Source organism: Oscillibacter sp. (genome assembly GCF_028693505.1).
Lineage (GTDB): Bacteria > Bacillota > Clostridia > Oscillospirales > Oscillospiraceae > Oscillibacter.
Genome location: NZ_JAQUVF010000002.1, coordinates 37,969 through 57,158, shown reverse-complemented (window position 1 = coordinate 57,158; position 19,190 = coordinate 37,969). Strand labels below are relative to the sequence as shown.

The 19,190-nt window shown below is 58.8% G+C and carries 18 protein-coding genes; 6 read left to right on the top strand and 12 right to left on the bottom strand.

Going from position 1 to position 19,190, the window contains the following annotated elements; genetic code table 11:
• The first annotated feature begins 75 nt into the window (after positions 1-75).
• Complete coding sequence (locus PHI30_RS01125) at positions 76-486, top strand: PaaI family thioesterase (RefSeq protein WP_300022734.1); 411 nt, start codon at positions 76-78, stop codon at positions 484-486.
• Between the two features lie 102 nt (positions 487-588).
• Here the strand turns inward: PHI30_RS01125 and folD are convergent, their stop codons facing one another.
• The 6 genes from folD to PHI30_RS01095 form a co-directional block, all read right to left on the bottom strand.
• Positions 589-1,434: a bifunctional methylenetetrahydrofolate dehydrogenase/methenyltetrahydrofolate cyclohydrolase FolD gene (gene folD, locus PHI30_RS01120; RefSeq protein ID WP_300022731.1), complete on the bottom strand. Its 846-nt coding sequence runs from the start codon at positions 1,432-1,434 to the stop codon at positions 589-591.
• Entirely contained in the window at positions 1,418-2,503 is a 1,086-nt protein-coding gene (lgt, locus tag PHI30_RS01115; protein ID WP_300022728.1) for a prolipoprotein diacylglyceryl transferase, read from the bottom strand. Before lgt ends, folD begins: the two co-directional genes overlap by 17 nt.
• Positions 2,504-2,533: 30 nt before the next feature.
• Positions 2,534-3,805 carry a pitrilysin family protein gene (locus PHI30_RS01110; protein ID WP_300022725.1) on the bottom strand — a complete coding sequence of 424 codons (1,272 nt, stop codon included), beginning with the start codon at positions 3,803-3,805 and terminating at the stop codon, positions 2,534-2,536.
• Entirely contained in the window at positions 3,802-5,064 is a 1,263-nt protein-coding gene (locus PHI30_RS01105; protein WP_300022722.1) for a pitrilysin family protein, read from the bottom strand. Before PHI30_RS01105 ends, PHI30_RS01110 begins: the two co-directional genes overlap by 4 nt.
• 153 nt (positions 5,065-5,217) lie before the next feature.
• On the bottom strand, positions 5,218-6,921 hold the full coding sequence (locus PHI30_RS01100; RefSeq protein WP_300022719.1) for an S-layer homology domain-containing protein: 1,704 nt from the start codon (positions 6,919-6,921) through the stop codon (positions 5,218-5,220).
• Between the two features lie 121 nt (positions 6,922-7,042).
• Positions 7,043-7,546, bottom strand: coding sequence for an amidase domain-containing protein (locus PHI30_RS01095; RefSeq protein ID WP_300022716.1), 504 nt, complete (start codon positions 7,544-7,546; stop codon positions 7,043-7,045).
• 310 nt (positions 7,547-7,856) lie between these two features.
• On the opposite strand from PHI30_RS01095, the gene PHI30_RS01090 reads away from it, so the two are divergent.
• On the top strand, positions 7,857-8,264 hold the full coding sequence (locus PHI30_RS01090; protein WP_300022713.1) for a helix-turn-helix transcriptional regulator: 408 nt from the start codon (positions 7,857-7,859) through the stop codon (positions 8,262-8,264).
• Positions 8,265-8,425: 161 nt separating this feature from the next.
• A complete protein-coding gene (locus PHI30_RS01085) occupies positions 8,426-9,616 on the top strand; it encodes an IS256 family transposase (RefSeq protein ID WP_300022710.1) in 1,191 nt (396 codons plus the stop codon).
• Positions 9,617-9,814: 198 nt separating this feature from the next.
• On the opposite strand, the gene fba is transcribed toward PHI30_RS01085, so the two are convergent.
• The gene (gene fba / locus PHI30_RS01080) at positions 9,815-10,753 is read right to left on the bottom strand and encodes a class II fructose-1,6-bisphosphate aldolase (protein ID WP_300022707.1); all 939 of its coding nucleotides are present in this window, start codon (positions 10,751-10,753) and stop codon (positions 9,815-9,817) included.
• 283 nt (positions 10,754-11,036) lie between these two features.
• On the opposite strand from fba, the gene PHI30_RS01075 reads away from it, so the two are divergent.
• Positions 11,037-12,275 (top strand): 6-phosphofructokinase, encoded by a 1,239-nt coding sequence (locus PHI30_RS01075; protein ID WP_300022705.1) that lies wholly within the window; start codon positions 11,037-11,039, stop codon positions 12,273-12,275.
• 95 nt (positions 12,276-12,370) lie between these two features.
• Here PHI30_RS01075 and PHI30_RS01070 read toward each other — a convergent pair whose 3' ends face one another.
• The gene (locus PHI30_RS01070) at positions 12,371-13,141 is read right to left on the bottom strand and encodes a type III pantothenate kinase (protein ID WP_300022702.1); all 771 of its coding nucleotides are present in this window, start codon (positions 13,139-13,141) and stop codon (positions 12,371-12,373) included.
• 114 nt (positions 13,142-13,255) lie between these two features.
• On the opposite strand from PHI30_RS01070, the gene PHI30_RS01065 reads away from it, so the two are divergent.
• Positions 13,256-13,753: a methylated-DNA--[protein]-cysteine S-methyltransferase gene (locus PHI30_RS01065; RefSeq protein WP_300022700.1), complete on the top strand. Its 498-nt coding sequence runs from the start codon at positions 13,256-13,258 to the stop codon at positions 13,751-13,753.
• Between the two features lie 302 nt (positions 13,754-14,055).
• Here PHI30_RS01065 and PHI30_RS01060 read toward each other — a convergent pair whose 3' ends face one another.
• The gene (locus tag PHI30_RS01060) at positions 14,056-14,319 is read right to left on the bottom strand and encodes a hypothetical protein (RefSeq protein WP_300022698.1); all 264 of its coding nucleotides are present in this window, start codon (positions 14,317-14,319) and stop codon (positions 14,056-14,058) included.
• A gap of 65 nt (positions 14,320-14,384) precedes the next feature.
• On the opposite strand from PHI30_RS01060, the gene PHI30_RS01055 reads away from it, so the two are divergent.
• Positions 14,385-15,923 carry a DUF3794 domain-containing protein gene (locus tag PHI30_RS01055; RefSeq protein ID WP_300022697.1) on the top strand — a complete coding sequence of 513 codons (1,539 nt, stop codon included), beginning with the start codon at positions 14,385-14,387 and terminating at the stop codon, positions 15,921-15,923.
• 737 nt (positions 15,924-16,660) lie between these two features.
• On the opposite strand, the gene PHI30_RS01050 is transcribed toward PHI30_RS01055, so the two are convergent.
• The 3 genes from PHI30_RS01050 to PHI30_RS01040 form a co-directional block, all read right to left on the bottom strand.
• Positions 16,661-17,428 (bottom strand): amino acid ABC transporter ATP-binding protein, encoded by a 768-nt coding sequence (locus PHI30_RS01050; RefSeq protein ID WP_300022696.1) that lies wholly within the window; start codon positions 17,426-17,428, stop codon positions 16,661-16,663.
• A 13-nt stretch (positions 17,429-17,441) separates the two neighbouring features.
• Positions 17,442-18,110, bottom strand: a complete 669-nt coding sequence (locus PHI30_RS01045) for an amino acid ABC transporter permease (protein WP_300022695.1) — start codon at positions 18,108-18,110, stop codon at positions 17,442-17,444.
• 88 nt (positions 18,111-18,198) lie between these two features.
• Positions 18,199-19,002, bottom strand: a complete 804-nt coding sequence (locus PHI30_RS01040; protein WP_367186314.1) for a transporter substrate-binding domain-containing protein — start codon at positions 19,000-19,002, stop codon at positions 18,199-18,201.
• Positions 19,003-19,190 lie beyond the last annotated feature (188 nt).

Genomic DNA, 19,190 nt, shown 5'->3' with positions numbered 1-19,190 from the left:
GCCACGAAAAATTGACGTTCCCCACAAAATGGCGTATACTCACGGGGAGAATGAAAAGTGAGGAGCGTCTCCCCTATGGACTATGAAAAGCTTGCGGAATACCGCAACGCCAAAAATTTCTTCTGCCGCCATCTGGGCATCCGTGTAACGGAGATCAGCCATGGCTATGCCAAAACCGTCAAAACCGTCTCGCAGGAGGATTTGAACCCTGTGGGCGTCCCCCACGGCGGCGTGTATTTTTCCATGGCGGACACCGCCTGCGGCTCCGCCGTCTCGTCGGAGGGGTTCGCCGTGGTGACGGTGGACAGCAATTACCACTTCCTGCGCAGCGCAAAGCCCGGCGACACCCTGACGGCGGAGGCCCGGGAGGTGAAGTCCGGCAGGACGCTGTGCGTGTGCGACGTGCGCGTCACCAATCAGGAGGACGCGCTGCTGGGCATCGGCACCTTTACCTTTTACCGTCTGGACGAAAAGCTGAATTTTTAACGCAGTTAGGCCGAAAAACACGCCGCAAAGACGTGGGTGAAAATCAGAAAGAGCCGGTTGACGTTTTTATGTCAACCGGCTCTTTTTTTTGCGTTCAATGGCTTACAAAAGGCCCTGATGGTCCTTCGCCGCCGTGAGGATATTGCGCATGAGCATGGCCCGGGTCATGGGGCCGACGCCGCCGGGGACGGGGGTAATGTAGGAAGCCTTCGGCTCCACCGCGGCAAAATCCACGTCGCCGCAGAGCTTGCCCTCTCCGTCCCGGTTCATGGCAACGTCAATGACCACCGCGCCGTCTTTCACCATGTCGGCCCCCACCAGAGCGGCCCGCCCCACGGCGGAGACCAGAATGTCCGCCTGGGCGGTGATGGCCTTCAAATCCGGCGTCCGGGAGTGACAAACCGTCACCGTGCCATCTGCCTGCGTGAGCAGGGTTGCCATGGGCTTGCCGACAATGTTGCTCCGCCCCAGCACCACGCAGCGCTTTCCCGCCACGGAAATGTCGTAAGCGCGCAGCATTTCCATCACGCCGGCGGGCGTGCAGGGCAAAAACCCCGCCTCCCCCACCGTGAGCTTTCCCACGTTGAAGGGGTGGAAGCAGTCCACATCCTTATCCGGCAAAATGGAGTGGATGACAAGCTGCTCGTTCAGGGGCTTCGGAAGGGGCAGCTGGCACAAAATGCCGTCCACCGCCGCGTCCCGGTTCAGCGCCTCGATGAGCGAGAGCAGTTCTTCCTGCGACGTGTCCGCCGCCAGACGGTGGGAAACGCTCACGATGCCGCATTCCGCGCAGTCGCTCTCCTTGCCCCGGACATAAACCTTGGACGCGGGGTCCTCCCCCACCAGAATCACCGCAAGGCCGGGTTTGCGAGAAAGCGCCGCCGCTTCCTCGCGCACCTGCTCTTTGACGCGCTTGGCCAGCGCCTTTCCGTCAATTTGAATCGCCATGTTTCGGTTCCTCCGCCGGTTCCGGCTGCATCTTTGCAGCGGCTTCCGTCTCCGCGCCCGCTTCTGCGGACGTTTCCGGATGCACGAACTCCGCTGCTTCCACGTTCGCTTCCATTTCCACGGACTCCGCCCCCTGCACGCTTTCTTCTCCCAGGGCATCCTGCTCCGTCTGGAGCGCCTGGGCCGCCACCTGATTGACCAGCAGATCCTCCGGCGCGTGCTTTTTGATGCGGATGTTATAAATCAGCATGAAGGCGGCCACGACCACCATCACGATGCTCAGCGCTTGCGACACGCGGATGGGCTGTCCCATGATGGTCCAGTCAAACAAATACAGACTGTCCGTGCGCAGTCCCTCGATCCAGGAGCGGCCAAGGCCGTACCAGAGGAAATAGAACCAGGTGTTCTCCCCGTCGAACCGGCGGCCCTTGGAGACAACAAACAAAATCAGCGCCAGACCCACCAGATTCCAAAGGCTTTCATAGAGGAAGGTGGGATGCACTTCAAAGGACATCATGGAGCTGGCCCAAAGCTTCATCCGCCAGGGCAGCGTGGTAACGGCGCCGTAAGCCTCCCGGTTGATGAAGTTTGCCCAGCGCCCGATGACCTGTCCCAGCAGCAGACCCATGACGGCGAGGTCCGTCATGGCTCCCAGCTTCAGTTTTTTATGGCGGGTGTAGAAAAAGGCCACCAGCACGCCGGCGATCACCGTGCCGTAGATCGCAAGTCCGCCGTCCCAGATGGAGACGATCTGCTTCCAGTCCAGACCGCCGCTTGCCGTCCGGTAGAGGTCCAGATAAAAGAGCACATAGTAAATGCGGGAGCCGAGAATGCAGCAGGGCACGGCCCACAGCACCAGATCCATCACGTTGTCCTCTGTCAGGCCATAGTGCTTGGCCTGCTTCATGCAAAGCAGCAAGCCTGCCAGCATGGCGGCGGCGAGAATGATGCCGTACCAGTAAATGCCGTGCCCCACATGGATGGCGATGGGGTCGGGATTGAAGGCCCAGTCGCCGAAGAGACCGGGAAAGCTGATGGGCATGTCCTTTAATGCAGTGAGAGAATTCAAAACAGGTTCTTCCTTTCTATTTCTACGGAATCAGGGTTCCTTGGGCACGATCTCAGAGAGGACGGAGCGCTCCCCCGTCACGTTTTCGCGCAAAAACGCGGCGATATCGTCTCTGGTGATGGAATCGAACACCTGCGGGAAGCGGAAGGGGTCGTAGCCGTGGAAATACCCCTCCGTCAGCGAGACGGCAATATTTTCAAAGGAGTTCAGCCCCCGCAGATTGCCGCCGAAGGACGCCCGGCGCACCCGCTGGTAAAAGTCCTCGTCGATGCCGCCGGACCCAAGGCGCTCCGCCTCTTTGCAAATCTCCTCCGCGGCCCTGCGGGCGTCCTTGCAGTCGCCGCCGGCGTAGAGGTAGGCAACGCCCGGCATCATCTCGAAGGAGCCGCCGAAGCTGGTGTTGATAAGCCCCTCGTCGTACATGCGCAGATACAGCGGGCTGGAATCCCCCAGCAGGATATCGCAGGCCATGTCTCCCAGAACCGCCATGCGGAAATACGCTTCCCCGTCCTCCACCGGGCGGCATTTGAAGCCCGTGAGGAATTGAGGACTGGAGACCTCCATGGCAAGGCGCGTCTCCTTTTGGGCGACCGCTTCGCCCTCCTGCCCGTAGTCCCGGGGAATCGCCGTGCCGCCCTCCCGGGGCAGAATGCGGCGGGCCAGATCCACAATGTGGACCGGGTCCACGTTGCCCACCACCGTCAAAATCATGTTGGAGGGCGTGTAGAACGCCTTGTGGCAGTCGTAGAGCGTCTCCGCCGTGATGTGGGAGATGCTCTCCACCGTGCCCGCGATGGAGGTCCGGGCGGTGGAGGTGCGGTAGAGCGACTGCATCATCCGGGTGTAGATCTGCCAGTCGGGGTTGTCCTCGATCATGCGGATCTCCTGGGCGATGATGCCCTGCTCCTTGGCCACGCTCTCCTGCGTGAAATAAGGAACGGAGACGAAGGAGAGCAGAATCTCCAGATTTTCTTCAAAGTGGGCGGTGGAGTCGAAATAGTAGCCCGTCATGGCGTTGGAGGTGAAGGCATTCGGCTCCGCGCCGTTTTGGGCCAGCTGCTGGAGGGCGTTCCCCTCCCGGGTGTCAAACATCTTGTGCTCTAAATAGTGGGCGATGCCCGCGGGGGTATCCAGCCACTTGCCGCCAAGGCAAAAGCGGGTATCCATTCCGCCGTAGCGGGTGGCGAAGAAGGCGTATTGCTTGGCGTATTCGGGCTTTGGCACCACGCAGATCTCAAGGCCGTTTGGAAGGGTCTCCCGGTGGACGGACTCTCCGATCCGCTCATAAAACGTCGGCTTCATTCTGCCGCCTCCTTCCCCCGCAGAAAGTAAACCGTGTCCAGCGACACCGTTTTCATCGCGGCAAAAATGCGCTCCGGCGTGACTTCCCGCACCTGGGCGGCAAGCTCGGCAGGCGTTTCTTCCTGTCCGGTGGCGGCCTGCCCCAGATAGAAGTTTTCCAGCTTGCCCTGGGAGTCTCCCATGGACGCATAGGCGTTGAGCAGCGTGGAGCGGGCGCTTTGGAGCTCCCAGTCCTCCAGACGGCCCGCCTGAATCTCCGCGAGCTGGGAAAGAATTTCGTCATAGGCGCGCTGGTAGTTTTCAAACTCGATGCCGGAGGAAACGGTGATGAGTCCCTTGTGCCGGTGATAGGTGGAGGAGGCGTAGTAGCAAAGGGAGAGCTTTTCCCGCACGTTCATGAAGAGTCTCCCGTTGCTGCTGCCGCCAAAGAGGGTGTTGCCTATGAGCAGCGCCGCCGTATCGTCGCTGGCGCAGGTGAAACCCATGCCAAGCTTTCCCTGGGTCACATCCAGCGTCTCCTCCACGGTCTTTGCCGCCTCTCGGGCAGGATGGGCCGTGACGGGTGCAATTCCCCGGACCGCCTCTCGCGGAAGGGTGGAAAGGGCAGCGCGAAGCGCCTGCTCCACCCGCTCTCGGTCCGCGCTGCCGCTGTATACCAGCTCCAGCCGGGCGGTGGAGATGAGCTGAGCGTAAAGAGCGTAGAGCTTGTGAGGCTGCACCTTGGCGGCGCTTTCCTCGTCGCCAAGGCGGCTGACGCCATACGGCTCTCCCGCGCATATCTGCTGCAAAAGGCGGCTGTCCGCATAGTCCCGCTTGTCGTTGATGAGACTGCGGATGGCGTCGATCAGGTTGGCTTTTTCCGTTTCAAAGTAGGCATTCACAAAGCGTCCCCGCTCCGTGGCGGGGTCGCAGATCAGCTCTCCCAGCAAATCGGCAACCGGCTCCAAAAGCTTTTCGCCACCCGGCACAAAGCTGTCGTCAATGAAGCTCGCGACAAAGCCGATGCACTGGTTCTCCCCTTTTTTTCGCACGGTGTAGTCGATGCTTGCGCCGTACAGCTGATCCAGACGGGCGGAGAGCGCCCCCATATCGGGGCAGCTCACCGTTCCCCGCCGCAAAACGGCGGGCAGCAGCGCAAAGGCGGAGGCCGTCTCCTCCCGGATGGGGGTGACGAATTGGGCAGAGAGCAGACTGGTTTTGAATTTTCGCGCGGGCAGGTAGGTCAAATACACGCCCTCGGCGAGCTTGGTTCCTTCCAAAATCTCAGCTCCTTTGTGGAATTCAAATACGTGGAATTTATTATAGTATAGTCTGCCTTGTATTTCAAACTATTTTCATCTTTTTCACAAAAGAGCACAAGAACGCCGCAGCCTGCGAGTCCGTTTTGAACCCGTCTTACTGACACGCGGCGCTTATGCCGCCTTCAAAACCTCCAGCCAGTTCCAGCCGCTAAAGGACGGCAGCGTGCCAAGACGCCAGAAGGACACACCGTCCACGCCCAGCAGCCGGGCTGTGGCCACCTCCATGCGAACGCTGTCGTCGTTTTGATACCACAGGAAATACCGGCTGGCGTCCTCCGTGGTGTAAATGGCGTAGGACTGCTGGTACGCCTCGGACCAGCCGGTCTCCGTGTCCGGCTGCGCGAGACGCCGGGAAACGGCTTCCGGGGACACGCTCACCGGCGTGCCGGAGACCAGCTTTCCCTCCCCGTCGATCTGCCACGCCACGTTCCGGCTGCTGATAGCCAGCACCACCTTGCCGGGGTCCACCAGCTCCACCACGTCCCGCAGCCCGCGATAGACGGAGGAAAGCGGCACCGTGGGGCAGTTTTCATAATAGTCGCCCAGATCCCCCGCGCCGCCCGCAAAGCTCTCCAGCGTCCGGGGATCATAGTCGTGGGCCATGACGATCAGCTTGTCCGAAAGCGTTCCGAGGGTAGCGTAGTCATAGCTGTTGGTGTAAACGGAGCTGGTGGAGGGCACGGGCTGGACACAGATATAGAGCTTTTTGCCAAGGCTGTGGACCTGGGCGGAAAGTGCGGAGATGAAGGCGTTGAAGTCCGCGCGGGAGGTGCTGTTCAGCCCCTCAAAGTCGATGGTGACGCCGCTGTACGGGTTTTTGCCCACGGTTTCATAGGTCACCGTCAGCTCGTTTACGATCTGGGATACCGCCTGCGCCCGCCCGTTCTTGGAAGAAAGCAGCTTCCCCACACCGTCGGAGGCGTCCATGAACACGCTCAGGTGCAGCGGGATCTGCCGGGCGTCCAGATAGTCCGTCACCTCCGCATAGCCGGAGGGCACCGCGTACTCGTTGCCGTTTGCGGCGGTGGTGGAAAGCAGCGCCTCCGTCCCGTTCCAGGTCATCCGGCTCCAGCCCGCGCTGACGGCGTCCATGGAGTCCGTCAGCGCCAGCTGGCTGTAAGAGGAGATGGCGTAGAAGCCGTGGACGAAGTCCGTCTCGTGGCGGAGCTTTTCATACACGCGCACCAGCATGGCCGCCGCCTGCACCCGGGTGGCGGTGAGATTTGGCGAGAAGGTGGTAGCGGAGGTCCCCTTGGTCATGCCGATGGTATAGGCCACGGAGATGTACCCCTCGTTCCCGAAGGGGATGTCGGTAAAGGGCAGGTGGTGGTTCAGGTCGGAAAAGGGGATGGCGCTGCTGGAGTTGAGGGACAGCGCCGCCGTTTCCAGCCCCAGCGCCTGCACCAGGAGCTTCGCCATCTCCCCCCGGGTAATAGGGGCGTCCGGACGGAAGTGTTTGCCGGCGTCCGTCCACGTGAAATCCGAAACGCCGTGGGCCGCCGCCGTTTCCAGCGCGGCGTACCACGTGTGGGCGGCGGGCACGTCGGCGTACGTGGGGGCGGCGGGCGTTTCCGTATACCAGCCCATCATGCGCACGAGGACGGCGGTGAACTGGGCGCGGGTCATGGAGTCGGCATAGCCAAACCGGGCGGCGTCATAGCCGTTCATAAGGCCGTACCCCACCGCCTTTTCGATCTCGCCGCGCAGCGTGCTCTCTTGCGGAATATCGGTATAGTCCGCGCCCACGGCGGCCGCCGGGAGTGCCAGTGCCGCCGTCAGCGCCAGTGCCGTGAGAAGGGCAAGCAGTTTTTTCATAGGAATCTCCCCTTTTCGTCAGATTGTTCCCATGATACCACCCGCCGCAAAGCTTTTGTGAACAGAATATGAAATTTTTTCCTTATTAAATTGGCGTACGGGGATTTTTCCCATGTTTCCCCTAGGGCCGCATGGTGCCCGTGATGTGCAGGAAGCGGCTCTTTCGATATTCGTAGGTGGATAGCGGCCGGTTGTCCGCGTCGTAGCTGTGGGCGGCGAGGCGCACCGTCTCCGGCGTGACGGGCGTCCCCACGGAAACCACGATGGGCGTGTGCTGAAACTCCTCGCCCTTGAAGGAGAGCTGGATGAGGTCCCCGGGCCGCAGGTCCTCCAGCGCGCAGGGCTGGCCCACCGGCCCGATGGACACGCCCTTGCGCACGAGAAAGTTCCAAAGATACGGCACTCCCGTCCACGAGGGGGCCTTCTGGTCGGAGTCGATGTAGTACCACCCAAAGGTGGGCGTGAAATTCATAACGCCGCAGCCCGCAAAAATGCACTGCGAGGTAAAGTTGGTGCAGTCCCCACCTAAGTTTTCATAGTCGTAAAACCGCGGATTCCGTCCGTAGGCCCACTCATGGGCGTACAGCACGGCGGCGGTACGGTCGTAATCCTGTACAAAACGCATGGATACCCCTCCCTTTTCCCCCATTCTATGCCCCAGCGGTAAAACTGATACGGCGACCCGCCGGGACGTCGCAGCCGTGCGATGGTTGCAATGGTAATTTGACGCTGTTATAATGGCGATATTGTACCGGAATGTACGTGGCAACTATGGGACGTCTTTGGCGCATACTGCGAAGTAAAGGTAATGAATAGCGAATTATCCACTAAACCAATGGTAAACTAAATGGCTATATAACTAAACTGATGGTTGGTTGAGTTGAAATATAATACTGGATTACAATGGAATCATCAAAAAATAAAGGAGAATACTTATGAAAAATAAAACCTTAGGAATGATGATTTCGTCATTAAGAAAAGACAAAGGCATGACGCAACTGGAACTTGCTAATCTAATGAATGTAACAGACAAAGCTGTATCGAAATGGGAAAGGGATATTTCTTGCCCTGATATAAATTCAATACCCAAACTTGCTGAAGCCTTAGATGTGTCTGTGGATGAACTAATGCAATCTAAAAATAATATTAGTACCACATCAAATAAGCCGATTAAAGAAATTATCAGCACAATACTTAAAGCAATTCCTATTGCAATGGGTGTGGCAGTTGTAACTCTGTCTATATTGAATGCAATCAAACCAACAGAAGCTATTTTACTTCTTGGTATAGGTGTAACAAGTGCAGGGATTGTACTGATGAGTAACAGTAAAAATGAAGATTAACTACCTAAAGTGAGCATAATCCCCCCTTCGCCTTGTTGCCCTAAGGCGGATAAGGTACAATAAGTTGCGCAAATTCCAAAAGGCATAAAAATAGACACGGTTTGCAGATCTCTGTTAGAATGAAGTTACCACACCACCATTCTGAAAGGAGACTACAAACCATGTCTGAGAAAATTGTACAGTTTAATGAGGAAATTATCAAGGGTCAAATCAAGGAATTGGTTCGCGGGAGCGTGGAAGAGACCCTCAACGGCCTGCTGGAGGCCGAGGCAGAGAAACTGACGCAGGCCGCCAAATACGAGCGCAGCGAGGAGCGTCAGGGCTACCGCAGCGGCCATTACAGCCGGAATCTCACCACAACTTCGGGCGATGTGACGCTCAACGTGCCGCGTCTCAAGGGAATTAGCTTTGAGACCGCCATCATTGAGCGCTATCGGCGCAGAGAGAGCAGTGTCGAGGAAGCGCTCATTGAGATGTACCTTGCCGGCGTCTCGGTGCGCCGGGTAGAGGACATCACGGAGGCCCTCTGGGGCAGCAAGGTCTCTCCCTCCACCATCAGCGAGCTGAACAAGAAAGCCTACGTCCACATCGAGGATTGGCGCAACCGCCCCTTGCAGGGTGGACATTATCCGTATGTCTATGTGGACGGAATCTATCTGCGCCGCAACTGGGGCGGAGAGTACGAAAACGTGGCCATTCTGGTGGCAATTGCGGTAAACGAGGACGGATACCGTGAAGTTTTAGGTGCTGCCGAGGGAATGAAAGAGGACAAGGCCAGTTGGGTCAGCTTTTTTCAATGGCTCAAAAGCCGGGGCTTGGACGGTGTCAAGCTGATCGTGGGCGACAAGTGCATGGGTATGCTGGAGGCTGTGGGTGAAGTGTTTCCGGACGCCAAATACCAACGCTGCGTGGTACATTTCTACCGCAATGTATTCTCCGTAGTACCCAAATCCAAGGTAAAGCTGGTAGCCAAAATGCTCAAGGCGATCCACACCCAGGAGAGCAAGAAAGCGGCCAAGGAGAAAGCAAAAGCCGTTGTGGAGGAGCTGCGCGCAATGAAGCTGAAGGAAGCTGCAAAAAAGATTGAGGATGGCGTGGAAGAGACGCTGACTTACGCGGATTTTCCCTCTGAGCATTGGACCCGCATCCGCACCAACAACGTCATTGAACGGTTGAACCGGGAGATCCGCAGGCGCACGCGTGTGGTGGGCTGCTTTCCGGATGGCAACTCAGCGCTCATGCTGGTCTGTGCCCGGCTACGGCATGTGGCCGGTACCCAGTGGGGCAACAAGAAATATATGAATATGAAGCATCTGGAGGCCATCTGCGAAGACACCTCCATTGCGGGCTAACTTCGTTCTCTCAGAGACTGCAAACCAATTTGCGCATAAACCTTGACACTACCCTAAGGCGGCTTTGCCGCCAAGACGAATTCGATAAAAAGCATATCATAAAAGGAAGGCATCCCTGTTCAGCAGAACAGAGATGCCTTCAAAACATCCTTATGGGAGGGGCGCTAATGCGCCTCCTCTTTCGTTGAAGCGCGGTATTTAAAATGCCTTGTGATCGCAGCCCAGAACGTCCACGATCTTGTGGGCCACCAGCTCCTTGATTGCCTGCCGTGCGGGCTTGAGATACTGGCGGGGATCGAAGTCGGCGGGATGCTCCGCGAAATACTCCCGGACCGTGGCAGTCATGGCAAGACGCAGGTCGGAGTCAATGTTGATCTTGCACACGGAAAGGGACGCGGCGTGGCGCAGCTGATCCTCCGGCACGCCGATGGCGCCGGGCATATTGCCGCCGAACTTGTTGATCTTCGACACCAGCTCCTGGGGCACGGAGGAAGAGCCGTGGAGCACGATGGGGAAGCCGGGGAGACGGCGGGAGACCTCCTCCAGCACGTCGAAGCGCAGCTGGGGCTTGGTGCCGGGCTTAAACTTGAACGCGCCGTGGCTGGTGCCGATGGCAATGGCCAGAGAGTCGCAACCCGTCTTGGTGACGAACTCCTCCACCTCTTCGGGATGGGTGTAAGAGGACTCCTCGGCGGAGACCTTCACCTCGTCCTCGATGCCGGCCAGGGTGCCCAGCTCGGCCTCCACCACAACGCCCCGGTCATGGGCGTAGGCGACGACCTTTTTGGTGATCTCCACGTTTTCCGCAAAGGGCTTGGAGGAAGCGTCGATCATGACGGAGGTAAAGCCGCCGTCGATGCAGCTTTTGCAGGTTTCAAAGCTGTCGCCGTGGTCCAGATGCAAACAGATGGGAAGGCCCGTCTCAATCACGGCGGCTTCCACCAGCTTGATGAGGTAAGTATGGTTGGCATAGGCACGGGCGCCCTTGGAAACCTGAAGGATCAAAGGCGCTTCCAGCTCCTTGGCCGCTTCGGTAATTCCCTGGACGATCTCCATGTTGTTGACGTTGAAAGCGCCGATGGCGTAGCCGCCGTCGTATGCCTTCTTGAACAGTTCAGTCGTGGTAACCAGTGGCATAATGATCATCTCCTGCAGTTTTAAATTGTTTCGTCCGTAAAAAAGCGCACTCTCCGACCACCCCGCGAGTTTCGTGGGGCACTTGTCGAATTTTTACGATTCGAAGGGGCGAAAACGATTTTCTTTCATTATAATATCACAATAAAAATAAAATGCAAGTATTTACAATTCATTTTTCCAATGTTATGATGGTCCTGAACGACAAGGGCTGCGGCAGTAATTGGCAGAACCGACAGGCCGCTTCCCTGTGAATGAGGAAGAAAAAGCTTGAGGAGGATTTCCCATGAGTGAACTGAAAGGCGCATGCATCATCGGCCAGTCCGGCGGCCCCACATCCGTCATCAACGCCAGCGCGTACGGCGTGATTGACACCGCGCTGAAAAACCCCAACATCACCCGGGTTCTCGGCGCGGAGCACGGGATCAAGGGCGTTTTGAACGACCGGCTGTTCGATATGGGGCAGGAGGACCCCGCCGAACTGGAGCTGCTGAAATACACCCCCTCCTCCGCTCTGGGCTCCTGCCGCTATAAGATGAAGGACCCGGACGTGGACGACACCGACTACCAGCGGATCTTGCAGATTTTCAAAAAGTACAATGTGCGGTATTTCTTCTATAACGGCGGCAACGACTCCATGGACACCTGCAACAAAATTTCCAAATTCATGCAAAAGGCGGGCTACGAGTGCCGCGTGATGGGCGTGCCCAAGACCATCGACAACGACCTGTTCGGCACGGACCACTGCCCCGGCTACGCCTCCGCCGCCAAGTACATCGCCACCTCCTGCATGGAGGTCTATCAGGACGCCCGGGTCTACGACACCGGCATGGTCTGCGTGATGGAGATCATGGGCCGCCACGCCGGCTGGCTGGCGGGCGCCGCCGCCCTTGCCACGGCTTACGGCGCGGGACCCGACCTTGTGTATCTGCCGGAGGTGGACTTCGACATGGACCGCTTCCTTGCGGATGTGGAGCGCATCTACCGGGAAAAGGGCAACTGCATGGTGGCCGTGTCTGAGGGCATCCACTACCCCGACGGCACCTTCGTCTCCGAGGCCAAGGCCTCCGCTACCGATGGCTTCGGCCACGCCCAGCTGGGGGGCCTTGCCGCCATGCTGGCAGACGCCGTGAAGCAGAAAACCGGCGCGAAGGTCCGGGGCATCGAGCTTTCCCTGCTCCAGCGCTGCGGCGCGCATCTGGCCTCCGAGACTGATATTGAGGAAAGCTGCATGGCGGGCAAGGCCGCCGTGGAGAACGCCGTCGCCGGGATCACGGACAAGATGGTGGGCTTTGCGCGCAGCTATGAGGACGGCAAATACGTCTGCCGCACAAAGCTTTTGGACCTGACGGACGTTGCCAACGCCGAGAAAAAGGTGCCGCTGGAGTGGATCAACGCCACCCACGACGGCGTGGAAAAAGCCTTCATCGACTACGCCCTGCCCCTGATCCAGGGAGAGCCGCAGCTGCCCAAGGTGGATTCCCTGCCCCGGTTTGCCAAGCTGAAAAAGGTTCTGGCGAAATAAAATTTACATCAACAAAAAACACGGCGCGGGAATTTTCCCGCGCCGCGTTTTGTACCAAAGGCGTCTCACAGCGTTTGCCGCCGGAGCGGCACGCATCAGATATTCTTTTGATAGATGGCCCACAGGCCGTTCATCAATAGATATTTGTCGTAGACGATCTCGTTGCGGCAGTAGCGCACGATCACCGGCGCGTTGCCGCCGGTGGCCACCACGGTGACGTTCTTGCCGGGAAACTCCGCCCGGATACGGTCAATGATGCCGTCCAGCATCCCGGCGGTGCCGTAGACGATGCCGGAGCGCATACAGTCCTCCGTGTTCTTGCCGATGAGGGTCTTGGGGTGCTGGAGGGAGATGGCGGGCAGCTGGGCGGCCCGGCGGGAGAGGGCCTCCAGCGAGACGTTGACGCCGGGCAGCAGCATCCCGCCCTCGTAATTGCGCCCCTCAGAAATGATGCCCACGGTGGTGGCGGTGCCCATGTCGATGGTGATGATGGGCGGCTGGAATTTTTCCAGCGCGGACACCGCGTCCGCCACGATGTCGGCTCCCACCTGGGTCTGGACGGAAAGGCGGATGTTCAGCCCCGTCCGCACGCCGGGGCCAACCACCATGGGGGGCTTTCCCAGAAGGCGGGTCAGGGCCTTTTCCATCATAAAGTTCAGCGGCGGCACCACGCTGCACAAAATCGCGCCGGTCACGTCGGTATAGCGATAGTGGTACAGGGCGAACAGGTTCATAAGATCAATGCTGATCTGATCCGCGGTCTTGCGGCTGTCCGTATCCAGAAAGGCCAGAAACTGGAGATTTTTCTCCTTGTCGAACAGGCCCACAGAGGTATTGGAATTGCCCACATCAATGGCAAGCAGCATGGGGGGTCTCTCCCCTTTCCGTTCTTTTTTTCATCCTATCGTATCACGACTTGCCGCCGCTTGCAAGTCCCGCCGCCGCCTGCTATACTGAGAAAAAGAAAGAGAGGTGCCGCCATGACGGTGCAAACAATTATCCCCTCCCCGCTGGGACGGCTGTATCTTGCGGGGGACGGGGACGCCCTCACTGGTCTTTGGCTGGAGGGGCAGACCCATTTTGCCGCCACGCTTCCCCCGGATGCACCCAGCGCGCCGGATCTGCCGGTATTTTTGCAGACGGAAGCATGGCTTACCGCCTATTTCGCAAAGCGGCCTCTGCCGTCCCTGCCGCCCCTCTCCCCCGGCGGAACGCCCTTCCAAAAGGCGGTTTGGCAGCGTCTTTTGGACATCCCCTGCGGGCAGACCGTAACTTACGGCGCGCTGGCGGAATCTTTGCAAAAAGACGGCGTTCCCGCCTGCCCCCGATCGGTGGGCGGCGCGGTGGGCCGCAACCCCATCTCCATCCTCATCCCCTGCCACCGAGTCCTGGGCGCGAACGGTACGCTGACGGGATACGCCGGCGGCGTGGAGCGCAAGCGGTTTTTATTGGAATTGGAAGAAAAAAGCGCCGGATGACCGGCGCTTTGAGACTGTTGAAAAACTTCGTGTTTTTTCACTGCCGAGGCAGTGAAATCAATTGGAATCATTTTCTCCCGCGACAGGTGCGTGGGAGAAAATACTTTGCGCGGAGCGTGCGTCGAATTGCCCTCCAAAGGCGGGCAACCGAGGCGCAGAGCGGAGTGATACCCCATCAAGAAAGTGCTGCAAGCACTTTCTTGAAAAACAGAAAGCGCCGGATGACCGGCGCTTTTTTTGCACCTTGGACAGCCTGTGGTGTATATACTGTGGCATAGGAAAGGGGGCGTTGGACGCATGTTTCATGGCGGAGGAGGCTGCTGGATTCTGGGATTCTGCGCGGTGGCGCTGGGTTCCGGAATTTTGATCGCGGCAATCTTTCCTGTGGGAGCTTTGCTGTTTCTGGTGGCGTTTTTACTGATTGCGTGCGGCTGCGCCTGCTGCAGGCGGTAGAAGAAAGGAGTTTTGGTATGAATATCGTTGTATGGAAGTCCCCGAAAGCGCTGCGCGGCATACTGCGCCGGTTGTTCCACATCAAATGCGAATGAGCGTCGCTTTTCCGTCATAACGCCGTCCCACCCGGCATACAGTGTGCCAAGGACGAAACAGCCGGGAAAGGAAGGGCCACGTGATGGAACTGGATTTAAAAAAAACAAGCCTGGAGACCTATGAGACAGGCGGTGAACTGACGCTTACACAGGAGGAAACGGCGGAGACGATCGTGCCGGACTATTGTCCCGATATCGCGCGGATCATCGAAACGGACGGAAAGGTATTTCTGCACAGCCGGGAGCTGCGGGACGGCAAGGCGGAGATTTCGGGGACCGTGCGGGTGAGCGTGCTGTATACGCCGGACGGCGAGAGCGGCATCCGTACGCTGGATTTTTCCATCCCCTTCACCGTTGAAAGCGACAGCCGCGCCCTGCCGGGATGTCAGTACTTATCCGCGGAGACGCAGACAGAATTCTTAGAGACCCGGATGCTGAATCCGCGCAAGGTCTTTACCCACTGCAAGCTGGTGACCGCCGTGACGGGCTATCAGCGGGCGGCTTTGAATTTCTGCACCGATGTGGAGGCGGAGCCTTCCCTGTGCGTGGAAAAGCGGCAGGAGCAGCAGCACGCCGTCCTCCTGACCCACATTGCGGAAAAGGACTTTACCTTCTCCGAGGAAATGAATCTCTCCCCCGGCCGCGAGGGCGCGGCGGAACTACTGAGCAGCCGGGTCTGCGGCACGGTGACGGAGACCAAGCTGGTGGGCAGCAAGCTGATTTTAAAGGGAATCTTCACCGTCAACGTGCTCTACCGCACCCGGCAGGGCGTGTGCTGCTCCAGCTCCGCCGAGCTGCCGTTTTCCCAGATCATGGAGGTGGAGGGCGCGCCGGAAAACGCGGTCGCCTCCGTGCGCCTGCATTTGACGGGAACGGACCTCCAGCTGGACGGCGACGACGCCGAAGGGCGACAGATCGCCGTGACGCTGTACTTCCACGTGACGGCCCTGCTGCGTCAGGAGCGGGAGCTGACGCTTTTGGGCGACCTCTACTCCACCGCCTACGATCTCGCCTACGATGCCGCGCCGGTGGAGCTCACCGGCTTCCACGACGCCTCCACCCGGCGTCAGACGGTGCGGGAGGTACTGGAGATCGGGGTCGTGGCGGAATCCATTTTGACGGTGGGCGTGGTGTGCAGCAGCGTACAGGTAAACCGGGAGGGCGACAGCGTCACGCTGCGCACCGGGGCCACGGTGCGGGCGCTGTATCTGGACGAAGGCGGCGTGCCGCTGGTGGCGGAGCGCTGCATGGACGTCAAGTGCCAGATGGAGCTGCCGGAGGGCTGCCGCGTGACGGCGTGGGCCACGTGCCCGGAGGAAGTGCAGGCAAGTCTTGGCGAGCGGGGCATCGAAGTGCGCTTCCCCGTGGATTTCCAGGTGGAAGCGGCCTCCCGGGCGAAGAAAGTGTGCATTTGCGCGGCGCGGCTGGATCAGGAGACCCCCAGAAACGACGCCGGGGCCCCCTCTCTGGTGCTGCGCAGCCTCGGAAAGCAGGAGACGCCGTGGGACCTTGCCAAAGCCTATCACACTACCATCGCCTCCATCCTCTCCGCCAACCAGCTGGAGGGCGAGGCGGAGATCCCCCGGGAAAAGCTGCTGCTGATCCCTCGGAAGCGGGCATAACAACACAAAAACAGCGGACAATTTCGCCCCCTTCCAATAAGGATGTTTTTAAGGCATCACTGTCGTGCTGACAGTGATGCCTTCCTTTTGCGCGATGCCCTATATTGAATTTCTCTAAGGGGGAAAAGATGGAGTAGTTGCATCGCACCATTGGTGTGGGAACCCGGCTTTGCCGTGGGGAATGCACCCCCCATTCTTTTTCGTCTTGCCGAAAGATTGCACAGCCGTTGACGGCTTCGCCGCCTTACGGATGTGGCATACCCCTTGCGGGTAGAACGCGCCGTGCACGGTGTAAGAAAAAGGCGCTTTTGGGGGCTTCATCTTCTGCAAACCTTTGGTGCATCCAGTAGACACGAAGCTGCTCATGTGTGAAAGTTCGGGGTGGAAAATTGCATCGTCTCTACTCCTGCGCCGCTGCCGCTGACTGGTTCAAACCCGGCCAGCGGCAGCGGGGATAGACGCGGAGTCCATTCGATTTTCCACCCCGAATTTCTGCCCAGTTTCCGCAGCTGCGGCGACAAGGCAACGAATTTGCATCATGTTTAGCGCACCCGGTAGAGGTGTTCTCTTTCACTACATGCCGATTCGCTCGACTCCGCATCCCCTCGCCGCAGCGGCGAGGATAAAAAAACGGTTTCTTTTCCACCGCTCCGGCGGCGACTTTTCTTTGCCGGGACAAAGAAAAGTGGGGGCCGGATTCTGCCGCAAAGCGGCACATCTCCGGACCGCCGGCTTTTTCAGTTTTCCGCGTAGTGGGAGAGGAACTGCCGCGTCCGCTCCTCTTTCGGGTGGTCGATGACCTGATGGGGGTCCCCCTGCTCCACGATGACGCCGCCGTCCATGAAGATGACCTGATCCGCCACGTCCCGGGCAAAGGCCATCTCGTGGGTGACGATGATCATGGTGGTTTTCTGCTCCGCCAGATGCCGGATGACCCGCAGCACCTCCCCGGTCAGCTCCGGGTCCAGCGCGGAGGTGGGTTCGTCAAAGCAGAGGATGTCCGGGTGCATGGCCAGCGCCCGGGCGATGGCCACCCGCTGCTGCTGCCCGCCGGAGAGCTGGTGGGGATAGTGCTCCGCCCGGTCTGCAAGACCCATCTGGGAGAGCAGCTCCCGGCCCGCCGCAAGGATGGACTCCCGGCTCTCGCCGCCGCTTTCCTTCGCCATCAGCTCCCGGGCCAGCGTCACGTTTTGCAGCGCGGTATACTGGGGGAAGAGATTGAAGTTTTGAAACACCAAGCCGAAGTGGAGCCGCTTTTTGCGAATCTCCTTTTCCAGCTGGGTAGCGGGGTCCGCGGCGTCAAAAATCACGTTTCCATTCACGGAAATGGACCCGCCGTCCGGCTTTTCCAGAAAATTCAGGCACCGGAGCAAGGTGGTCTTGCCGCTGCCGGAGGACCCGATGATGGACAGCGCCTGTCCCTGTTCCAGAGAAAAGCTGATGTCGTTGAGAACCCGGGTGGCGCCGAAATGCTTTTCGATGTGCGCTGCTTCTAAAATTGACATATCCGCGCCTCCTTTATCGGAAAAAGTCCAGTTTGCGTTCCAACCAGCCGAAAAAGAGGGTCAAAACGCCGTTGAAGAGCAAATAGTAAACGCCGGTAAAAAACAGGGGCCAGATCAGGCCCGAATAGCCGTGAGAGCCTTTCAAAAACGCGTAGCCTGCCCAGATGACCTCCTGCAAGGAGATGATGCGGGCGATGGAGGTATCCTTCACCAGCGTGATGATCTCGTTGGACATAGGCGGCACGATGCGCTTGACCATCTGCAACAGCGTGATCTTGAAGAAGATCTGCCGCTTGGTCATGCCCAGCACCTGCCCGGCCTCCTGCTGGCCCACCGGCACGCCCTGAATCCCGCCCCGATAGATTTCGGAGAAATAGCAGGCGTAGTTGATGATAAACGCGATGGCGGAGGCCAGAAAGCGCCCCCCCTCCCCGCTGCCCCAGGGGCTTGCGCCCATGATGCGGCCGGGTATGTAATAAATGATGATGAGCTGCAGCATGAGCGGCGTGCCGCGAATCACCCACACCACAAGCTTTGTCAGGTAACGCAGGGGCGAAAAACGGCTCATGGAGCCAAACGAGATCATCAGTCCCAGCGGGATCGCGCCGATCAAGGTCACGGCAAACAGACGCAGCGTCTGCAAAAAGCCCTCGTTCAGGGCGCCGAGAACGGTTATAAACATGCCCGTGATTCCACCTATCTTTTTTAATCAACCGACCGAAAGCAGAGGGTCTTCACCCTCTGCTTTCGCTCAGTCCGCCTGCGCGGTCTTACTGCTTAATAAGCGCGGCCTGCACGCTGTAAGTCTCGGCAGTCTTTGCCATGGTGCCGTCGGCATAGCTGGCCTTGAAAAACTCGTTCAGCTTCTCCGCCAGATCGGAACCCTTGCGGAAGCCCACGCCGTATTCCTCGCTGTTGAGGCCCACGGTATAGGTGAGGTTTGCGTAGCTGGTGCCCTCGCCCACCATGGCGGCGGCCATCAGGGAATCGATGACGGCGGCGTCGGCGGTGCCGGAGCTGACCTCCAGCAGTGCCGTGGCCTGATCGGCAACCTCGGTATAAGAAGCGCCCAGCGCGTCCACCTGCTCCTTGCCGGCGGAGCCGGTCTCCACGGCGAAGGCCAGCGCCTTCACGCTCTCCACGTCCTGATACTGGTCGGCCTTGGCGGAGGGAACGATCACCACCTGCGCGTTGTTGCAGTATGCGTTGGAGCACGCCATGGCGCTTGTGACCTCGTCGGTGAGGGTCATGCCGTTCCACACCACGTCGATGGTCTTGCCGTCCAGCTCCAGAACCTTATTGTCCCAGTCAATGATCTGGAATTCCACATCCACGCCCAGGCTCTTTGCGAAAGCCTTGGCCATATCGGCGTCAAAGCCGATCCAGCTGCCGGATGCATCCTGATAGTCCATAGGCTCAAACTCGGTGATGCCCACCACCAGCGTGCCCTTATCCTGCACGTAGGCAAGATCGCTCTGCGTCTTAACCTCTTCCTTGGCCCCGCCGCAGGCGGCCAGAGACATCGCCATGGTCAAGGCCAGCAGCGCGGCGGCCAGCTTCTTCATTGTTTTCATCATTTCATCCTCCATTGAGTTCTCGTGCTCACCCGTTTAGTTCATTAGTAGTTTAGCATGCTAAACCGGAAATGTAAATACAAAAATGAGACCAAGAGCCGTCAAAAAAGCGGCGCGTTTTTGTGTGGTTTTTACAAAGAAAGACGGGCTGTCATACTTTGGTCCGGACGGACATAGAGTGGAACATG

Excerpts from the sequence above, each read along its gene's own strand:
- PHI30_RS01125 (WP_300022734.1), top strand. The coding sequence starts at position 76 with ATGGACTATGAAAAGCTTGCGGAATACCGCAACGCCAAAAATTTCTTC.
- folD (WP_300022731.1), bottom strand. The coding sequence starts at position 1,434 with ATGGCGATTCAAATTGACGGAAAGGCGCTGGCCAAGCGCGTCAAAGAG.
- PHI30_RS01110 (WP_300022725.1), bottom strand. The coding sequence starts at position 3,805 with ATGAAGCCGACGTTTTATGAGCGGATCGGAGAGTCCGTCCACCGGGAG.
- PHI30_RS01100 (WP_300022719.1), bottom strand. The coding sequence starts at position 6,921 with ATGAAAAAACTGCTTGCCCTTCTCACGGCACTGGCGCTGACGGCGGCA.
- PHI30_RS01095 (WP_300022716.1), bottom strand. The coding sequence starts at position 7,546 with ATGCGTTTTGTACAGGATTACGACCGTACCGCCGCCGTGCTGTACGCC.
- PHI30_RS01090 (WP_300022713.1), top strand. The coding sequence starts at position 7,857 with ATGAAAAATAAAACCTTAGGAATGATGATTTCGTCATTAAGAAAAGAC.
- PHI30_RS01085 (WP_300022710.1), top strand. The coding sequence starts at position 8,426 with ATGTCTGAGAAAATTGTACAGTTTAATGAGGAAATTATCAAGGGTCAA.
- fba (WP_300022707.1), bottom strand. The coding sequence starts at position 10,753 with ATGCCACTGGTTACCACGACTGAACTGTTCAAGAAGGCATACGACGGC.
- PHI30_RS01075 (WP_300022705.1), top strand. The coding sequence starts at position 11,037 with ATGAGTGAACTGAAAGGCGCATGCATCATCGGCCAGTCCGGCGGCCCC.
- PHI30_RS01070 (WP_300022702.1), bottom strand. The coding sequence starts at position 13,141 with ATGCTGCTTGCCATTGATGTGGGCAATTCCAATACCTCTGTGGGCCTG.
- PHI30_RS01065 (WP_300022700.1), top strand. The coding sequence starts at position 13,256 with ATGACGGTGCAAACAATTATCCCCTCCCCGCTGGGACGGCTGTATCTT.
- PHI30_RS01060 (WP_300022698.1), bottom strand. The coding sequence starts at position 14,319 with ATGACGGAAAAGCGACGCTCATTCGCATTTGATGTGGAACAACCGGCG.
- PHI30_RS01055 (WP_300022697.1), top strand. The coding sequence starts at position 14,385 with ATGGAACTGGATTTAAAAAAAACAAGCCTGGAGACCTATGAGACAGGC.
- PHI30_RS01050 (WP_300022696.1), bottom strand. The coding sequence starts at position 17,428 with ATGTCAATTTTAGAAGCAGCGCACATCGAAAAGCATTTCGGCGCCACC.
- PHI30_RS01045 (WP_300022695.1), bottom strand. The coding sequence starts at position 18,110 with ATGTTTATAACCGTTCTCGGCGCCCTGAACGAGGGCTTTTTGCAGACG.
- PHI30_RS01040 (WP_367186314.1), bottom strand. The coding sequence starts at position 19,002 with ATGAAAACAATGAAGAAGCTGGCCGCCGCGCTGCTGGCCTTGACCATG.